Below are 6,423 nucleotides of genomic sequence, written 5' to 3'. Positions count from 1 at the left end.
CCGGTGACCCGGTGGTCATGGCGAGGGCCCCTGCACCCGATCCCATCCCGAACTCGGCCGTGAAATCCCTCAGCGCCAATGGTACTGCGTCTTAAGACGTGGGAGAGTAGGTCGCCGCCGGGTCACCGGAACGCACACAGGTTCTTACCCTCTTCCTTGTCCGCATGCCTTCGACGCGGGGTGGAGCAGCCCGGTAGCTCGTCAGGCTCATAACCTGAAGGTCGCAGGTTCAAATCCTGCCCCCGCAACCAAACACCACGAACGCCCGCCAGGCCATGCGCCCGGCGGGCGTTCGTGCGTTGGGCGCCCCGCTTTACGGCCGCCGGCGGGCTGGACCCGGCACGACCATCTGGTGCATGATCCGCGCCGGAGAAGCCGCCTTGCGTGCTGCCGGTGTCGCGTCGGCGAGCGGGGCGGGTGTTCATTCTCCGGCCGGAGGTGTTTTGTTATGATCTCGATCGACAGCCGTGTCGTCGCCAACGAGGATCTGCTCTCCACGGAGCTGGACGGTGAGACCGTCATGATGGATGTGGAGAGCGGGCAATACTACGCGTTGAACGACGTCGGCTCCCGCATTTGGCGCGACCTCGCCGCGCCGGTGGAGGTGGCGGCGCTCTGCCGCCGCCTGGAGGAGGAGTACGACGCGCCGCCGGAGACCATCCGGGCGGGCGTGCTGCGCCTGCTCGACCGGTTGCTGGACAAGCGGCTGATCCGGATCGCGGGATGATCGCCTTCGCCCTTCGCATCGAAACCGCGCTGGCGCTGGTGCTCGCCCTGGCGTTGGTGTTCGCCATGCCGCTTCGCCGGGCGCAAGCGCTGTTCGGCCGTTTCTCGGCGCCCGACGACGCCCCCTTCGCAGCGGCCGATGCGGATGCCGCTGCCGCGGCGCGCGCACGCGGCGTCGCGCGGCGGGTGGTGGCGGTGGCCGCGCGCCTGCCGTGGCACAGCACCTGTCTCGTCCGCGCGGTGGCCGGGGCCCTGCTGCTGGCGCGGCGCGGCATCCGGGGCGCCCGCATCCGGTTCGGCGTGCGCAAGGAACAGGGCCGGCTGGAGGCCCACGCCTGGCTTCTCCTGGGAACGGAGGTGCTGCTGGGCGGGGAAGGGGCGGGGGCCTATACCCCGCTCGCCGATCTCGGGCGGGTGGGCAACGGCCGGCCGGCCGGAGGAACGCCGGGGTGACCGGGACGACCTATCATTACCGCCTGTTCGGCTGGCGCCTGCGCTCGCCGCGCGCGCTGCCGCTGCTCCACCCCGCCCCGCCGGAGGAGCCCGCCGCAGACGCTGCCGGCCCCGACATCGAGGTGCGCTTCGGCCCGGTCCGCGCGCCGGAGGCGCCCGCCGTGCCGGAGGACATGCGCATCACGGTGCGCGCCGACGGCGCCATGACGCTGACCCGGGCGGAGGGCATCCGGCTGTTGGTCGAGGACGGGCGGTGGATGACCGTGGACGCCGCTGCCGACGTGACCGATGCGGAGCTGCACACCGCCCTGTTCGGCGCCGGGCTGGCGATGCTGTGCCACCAGCGCGGCCGGCCGCCGCTGCACGCGGCCGTGCTGGAGATCGGCGGCCGGGGCGTGGCGTTGGCCGGCCATTGCGGCGCGGGCAAATCCACCACGACGCGGGCGCTGGTGGAGCGGGGGCACCGGCTTCTGAGTGACGATCTGGCGGTGATCGATCCCGACAGCGCGCTGGCCCACCCCGGCTTCCCGTCGGTGAAGCTGTGGGGAACATCGGCGGCGGCTTTCGGCGACGCGGCGGACCCGGCGTTGCGGGTGCTGCGGCACCTGGACAAGTTCCACCACCCGCTGGCCGCCTTCCGGGCGGAGCCGGTGCCGCTGGCGATGGTCCTGGTGCTGAAGGCCGACAACGGATTGGGGTCCCCCGTCATCGACACCCTGACGCGGGCGGAAGCCGCGGCGGCACTGCACCGGCACGTGTCGTGGCCGGCGGCGTCAAAGGCGCTGGACAAGGGGGCAACGGCGTTCCGCCGGGCTGCGCGGCTGGCCGGGCGGGTGCCGGTGCGGGTGCTGCGCCGGCCCGACGGGCTGGACCGGCTGGACGCGCTGTGCGACGCCATAGAGGAAGCGGTGCGGGTGGCGGACGGGAAGGATCGGGGATGAGCGCGATCGCGGGGATCTGGAATTTCGACGGCCGGCCGGACGCCGCCGATCTGGTGGAACGCATGCAGGCGGCGCTGGAGCCGTTCGGCCGCGACCGCGCCGGCGCCTGGGACGGCGGGGCGGTGGCGCTGGGCAGCCGGCTGACCGCCCTGCTGCCGGAAGACGTCCACGACCGCCAGCCGCTCACCGGCGGCAGCGGGCGATTCGTGATGGTGGCCGACCTGCGCCTGGACAACCGGCCGGAGCTGTGGGAGGCGCTGGGCATCCCCCGCGCCCGCGGCGAGGCGATGGCCGATTCCGACCTGCTGATGGCCGCCTGGGAACGGTGGGAGGAGCGCTGCCCCGAACGGCTGGTCGGCAATTTCGCCTTCGCGGTGTGGGACCGGCGTGACCGCCGGCTCCACCTCGTCCGCGACCACATGGGGGAGCGGCCGCTGTTCTACCACCAGCGGGCTGGCCGCATTGCCTTCGCCACCATGTACCATGGCCTGCACGCCCTGCCCGACGTGCCGATGGCGCCCGACCCGGGCGCGGTGCGGGCGCACGCCGGCTTCTTCGCGGATTTCGGGGAGCGCAGCTTCTTCGCCGGCATCCGCCGGGTGATGCCCGGTACCCGGCTGGAAATCGATGCGGAGGGCCGCACGCGCGCCGACCGGTACTGGGATCTGCCGGAGCCGGAACCGCTGCGCCTGCGCTCCGACGCGGAGTATGTGGAGGCGTACCGCGAGACCTTCGACCGGGCGGTGAGCGACCGCCTGCGCGCCACCGGGCGGTTCGGCTGTCATCTCAGTTCCGGCTACGACAGCTCGGCGGTGGCGACCACCGCGGCGGAGCTTCTGGGCGCGCGCGGCCAGCGCATCACCGCCTACACCGCAGTGCCCATGGCGGGGGTGACCGTGCCGTCGCTGCCCGGCCAGATCGTGGACGAAAGCGGGATCGCCTCGGTCACCGCCGCCCGCTATCCCAACATCGACCACATCCTGGTGGGCCGCGACGGCCGCGCCATGGGCGACGAACTGGAGCACACCTTCACCTGGTTGCGCCAGCCGCTGCGCAACATCTGCAACCGTGTCTGGCGCCTGGACATCGCCCGGCGCATGCAGGAGCGCGGGGAACGGGTGCTGCTGAACGGCATCTTCGGCAACCTGACGGTCAGCTACAACGGGCTGGAACGGTTGCCCGAGCTGTTCGCGGGCGGACGCTGGCGGACGCTGGTGCGCGAAATGCACCTTTTGAAGGCGGAGGGGCTGTCGAATCGCCGTCTTCTCAACATAGCCATGGGGCCGTTCCTGCCGGAAGCGCTCACCCTCGCAATTGTGCGGGCAGGCCGGGGAAAGGTCGTCATCCGCGAGCAGTACTCGCCGCTCAGCCCGGCCGCCCTGGACGCCATCCGGCGGGAGGAGGGAAAGGGCCGGTGGGAGGCCATGTCGTACCTCGGCCCCGGATGCGCGACCCGCCGCGCCCGCCTGCGCCTCGGCCTCTACCAGGGGGATATCGGGGTGCACAGCAAGGCGATGCTGGGGGCGTTTGGGACGGACGAGCGCGACGCCAGCCGCGACCGGCGCTTCGTCGCCCTGATCCTGGCTATGCCGATCCACGTGTTTCTGCGCGACGGCCAGCCCCGCTGGATCTACCGGCAGGCGTTCGCCCGCCGTGTCCCGCGGGAGGCTATGACCACCCTATCCTTCCGCGGCTATCAGGCTGCGGACTGGATGCACCGGCTCCACAAGGGCCGGGATCGGCTGAACGCCGTTCTGGACCGTGCGGCCGGCATTCCCGAAATCGAGGAAATGTTCGCCATGGACGTGTTGCGCCGTTGGGCGGGCGCGGACCTCGACCACTCCGCCGCTGCCCGCACCGAGGTGCGGAACGGCCTACGGCACCAGTTCCTGACCGGCGTGTCCAGTATCGACTTCCTTCTCCGCGCGGGGCTCGACCGGGCCGCTTGAGGAGTGATCAGGTACCAAAACCATCGTCGGCTGGCGGGGTTCCCCCGTTTCCGGTGCCGTTCACGACCGGCACCTCCACAAGTTCGGGCTCGCACCAGGGCTTGCGCTCCCTGGCGGTGTCGGTGTGTCCCGTGAGCATAGTCTCGTCCATAATCTTCTCCAGCTTCTGCGCCGGTGCGGAAACGTTGAACACTAAAAAGCGTGCAACCCGACCGTCGATACAAATATCGGAAGCGGATTGTCCCGGTCAACCGCTTCCGGCATATCCGGCGCGACAAGTTCCGCAATCCGCAACCCCATCTTCGGGCAGCAGGTCGAAGGCGATGCAGACACGCTCGCCGGCGCTGCGGAACGGCACGGTCCCATGGCGCAAGTATGAGGGGAAGAGTACCAGCCGCCCCGGCGCGGGGCGGATGCGCCGCACCGGCCAATCGGGGATCAGGCCACCGGGAAGCACCGGAATCTCAAGGCACCCGGCTCCATCGTCCGCCGCTGCCACCTCCGGCGGCACCGCCAGATAGACGACGCCGGAGAACCAGCCCGTCGGGTGGAGGTGGACACGCTGGCGTCCGCCGTCCGCCAGGCGCACCGCCCAGCTCCGCAGGCGGATGCCGCCGCCCGGCGGCGCGAAGCCCGGATCGGCACGGCGCAGCGCGGCGAAATGCGCTTCGACCCGGTCCCGGATTCGCCGGACCAGAGCCGCCCAGGCCGGGCGGTCGGCGGTGACGGGAAACGGCGCCTGCCGCCCGCCGGCCACCGAACGGTCGTAGGGGTTGGCGACGAAGTCGTCCACCGCCGCGACTTCCGCCAGGACGGCGTCCAGCAGCGGATCGTCGGGCGGCAGCAGATCGGTTTCGGACACCAGGCCGGGGGCCAGCAGCAACCGTTCCAGCGTTGCCCGGTCCCCCCCCCGTTCCGCCAGGAAGACACGGGCGTCGGTGATGCCGCCGATGGGGTGTTCGGGAAGCACCAGCTCCGCGAAGGCGCGTTCCAGCGCCGCGGCCCGCCCGCCGGCCACGGCGGTGCCGGTGAGCGTGGCCCACAGGTCCGCGTTTCCGGGCGCCCGGCGCAGCCCGTCGGCCAGGACGGCCAGCGCCTCGTCCCGCCGCCGCACCCGGTCGAGCGCGCGGGCCAGCCCGTCCACCGCGGGAACGGATGCGGAGTCGTCCGCGACCGCATGGCGCAGATGGGCGATGGCCTCCCCCATTCGCCCGGACGCCCGTGCGATCGTCCCCGCCAGAAGGCGTGTGTCGGGGTCGATTGGCCCCGCAAGCGCGGGGGCGAGGGCGGTCCACGCCTCCTCCAGCCGGCCAAGCTCCAACAGGGTGCGGGCCAGCGCCTTGTGATGACCGGCGGTGGCGGACGGGCGCGCCGCACGCTCGGCGAGCAGCGGCAGCCGGGCCGAGGGCGGGAAACAGGCCGCAACATCCCGAAGGGTCCACCGCGGGCCGGGCGGGTCGTCCGGCATCCCCGCTGCACCATGCTTCGCCATCGCGCTCTTTCCGATTCGGGAATGGCCGCCGCTGGTGTCGCCGCGACCGCGGCAGAATGAACCTTACCAGAATCGGCCGTCCGGCACCAAAGGGTGCATGATCGGGCGATCCAAACAATGCACGAATGCCGTTGCTGCACCCGAAATCCGCTTCGGCATCATGCAGTTGCACTCACGCGAGGAATTGCAACAAAATACGCCATTGATTGCCGTGTATTGTTATCTGTGCCATGGTGCCGACTGCAATCGTAAAGCCATGGACCGGCTACTGTTGCAGCCGGACGTGGAAGACGTACCAAGGAGGCGCCCGTGTCAGAGGTGTATGTTGGCGAAATCCGCATTTTCCCTTACAACAAGATCCCCGATGGGTGGGTGAGCTGCGACGGACGGCTGCTGCCGATCCAGCAGAACATGGCACTCTTCGCGCTGCTGAACACGACCTTCGGCGGTGACGGCAAAACCAATTTCGGCGTGCCCGATCTGCGCGGGCGCGCGATGCTGGGCATGTTCGGCACGAACCAGGGAGTTTCTCCCCAGCTCGGCGCCAAGGGCGGGCTGGAGGCGGTGACGCTGACCACGGAGCAGATGCCCGCACACAGCCACACGCTGAACGGAACCTCGTCCAACGGAACGACGGCCAACCCGACCAACGCCTACTTCGCGCCCCCGGTTCCGCCGCCCAATCTGACGAACCCGCCGGCGAATCCCCCTATGTACGGGGCGCCGCAATCGCTGACCGCGCTCAACCCCAGCGCCATCCAGCCGCAGGGCGGCGGGCAGGCGCACGAGAATCGGCAGCCGTTCCTGGCGATGCAATACTGCATTGCCACGCTTGGCTATTTCCCGCAGCGCGCCTGATCCA

General features: G+C 70.7%; 6 protein-coding genes, 1 tRNA gene and 1 rRNA gene. 7 read left to right on the top strand and 1 reads right to left on the bottom strand.

The annotated features are described in order from the left end of the window. Positions 1-7: 7 nt before the first annotated feature. The 6 genes from rrf to G472_RS0124280 all read left to right on the top strand — a co-directional run bounded on the left by rrf (position 8) and on the right by G472_RS0124280 (position 4,069). Positions 8-123 (top strand): 5S ribosomal RNA (gene rrf / locus G472_RS0124305). Between the two features lie 51 nt (positions 124-174). Then, a tRNA-Met gene (locus G472_RS0124300) sits at positions 175-251 on the top strand. 197 nt (positions 252-448) lie between these two features. Then, positions 449-727: a PqqD family peptide modification chaperone gene (locus G472_RS0124295; protein WP_029010457.1), complete on the top strand. Its 279-nt coding sequence runs from the start codon at positions 449-451 to the stop codon at positions 725-727. Further along, positions 724-1,179, top strand: coding sequence for a lasso peptide biosynthesis B2 protein (locus G472_RS35390; protein ID WP_051341213.1), 456 nt, complete (start codon positions 724-726; stop codon positions 1,177-1,179). The genes G472_RS0124295 and G472_RS35390 overlap by 4 nt, the downstream gene beginning before the upstream one ends. Further along, entirely contained in the window at positions 1,176-2,120 is a 945-nt protein-coding gene (locus G472_RS35385; protein ID WP_051341212.1) for a phosphoenolpyruvate carboxykinase (ATP), read from the top strand. The genes G472_RS35390 and G472_RS35385 overlap by 4 nt, the downstream gene beginning before the upstream one ends. Beyond that, entirely contained in the window at positions 2,117-4,069 is a 1,953-nt protein-coding gene (locus G472_RS0124280; RefSeq protein WP_029010456.1) for an asparagine synthetase B family protein, read from the top strand. The genes G472_RS35385 and G472_RS0124280 overlap by 4 nt, the downstream gene beginning before the upstream one ends. A gap of 247 nt (positions 4,070-4,316) precedes the next feature. Here G472_RS0124280 and G472_RS0124275 read toward each other — a convergent pair whose 3' ends face one another. Next, positions 4,317-5,561 carry a 2OG-Fe(II) oxygenase family protein gene (locus G472_RS0124275; RefSeq protein ID WP_156927242.1) on the bottom strand — a complete coding sequence of 415 codons (1,245 nt, stop codon included), beginning with the start codon at positions 5,559-5,561 and terminating at the stop codon, positions 4,317-4,319. A 309-nt stretch (positions 5,562-5,870) separates the two neighbouring features. Between G472_RS0124275 and G472_RS0124270 the strand changes: the two genes are divergently transcribed. Then, positions 5,871-6,419, top strand: a complete 549-nt coding sequence (locus G472_RS0124270) for a phage tail protein (RefSeq protein ID WP_029010454.1) — start codon at positions 5,871-5,873, stop codon at positions 6,417-6,419. Positions 6,420-6,423: the final 4 nt, after the last annotated feature.

The organism is Azospirillum halopraeferens DSM 3675, from assembly GCF_000429625.1.
Lineage (GTDB): Bacteria > Pseudomonadota > Alphaproteobacteria > Azospirillales > Azospirillaceae > Azospirillum > Azospirillum halopraeferens.
Note: the sequence above shows the minus strand (reverse complement) of the source record. Positions and strands in the feature narration are given on the sequence as shown.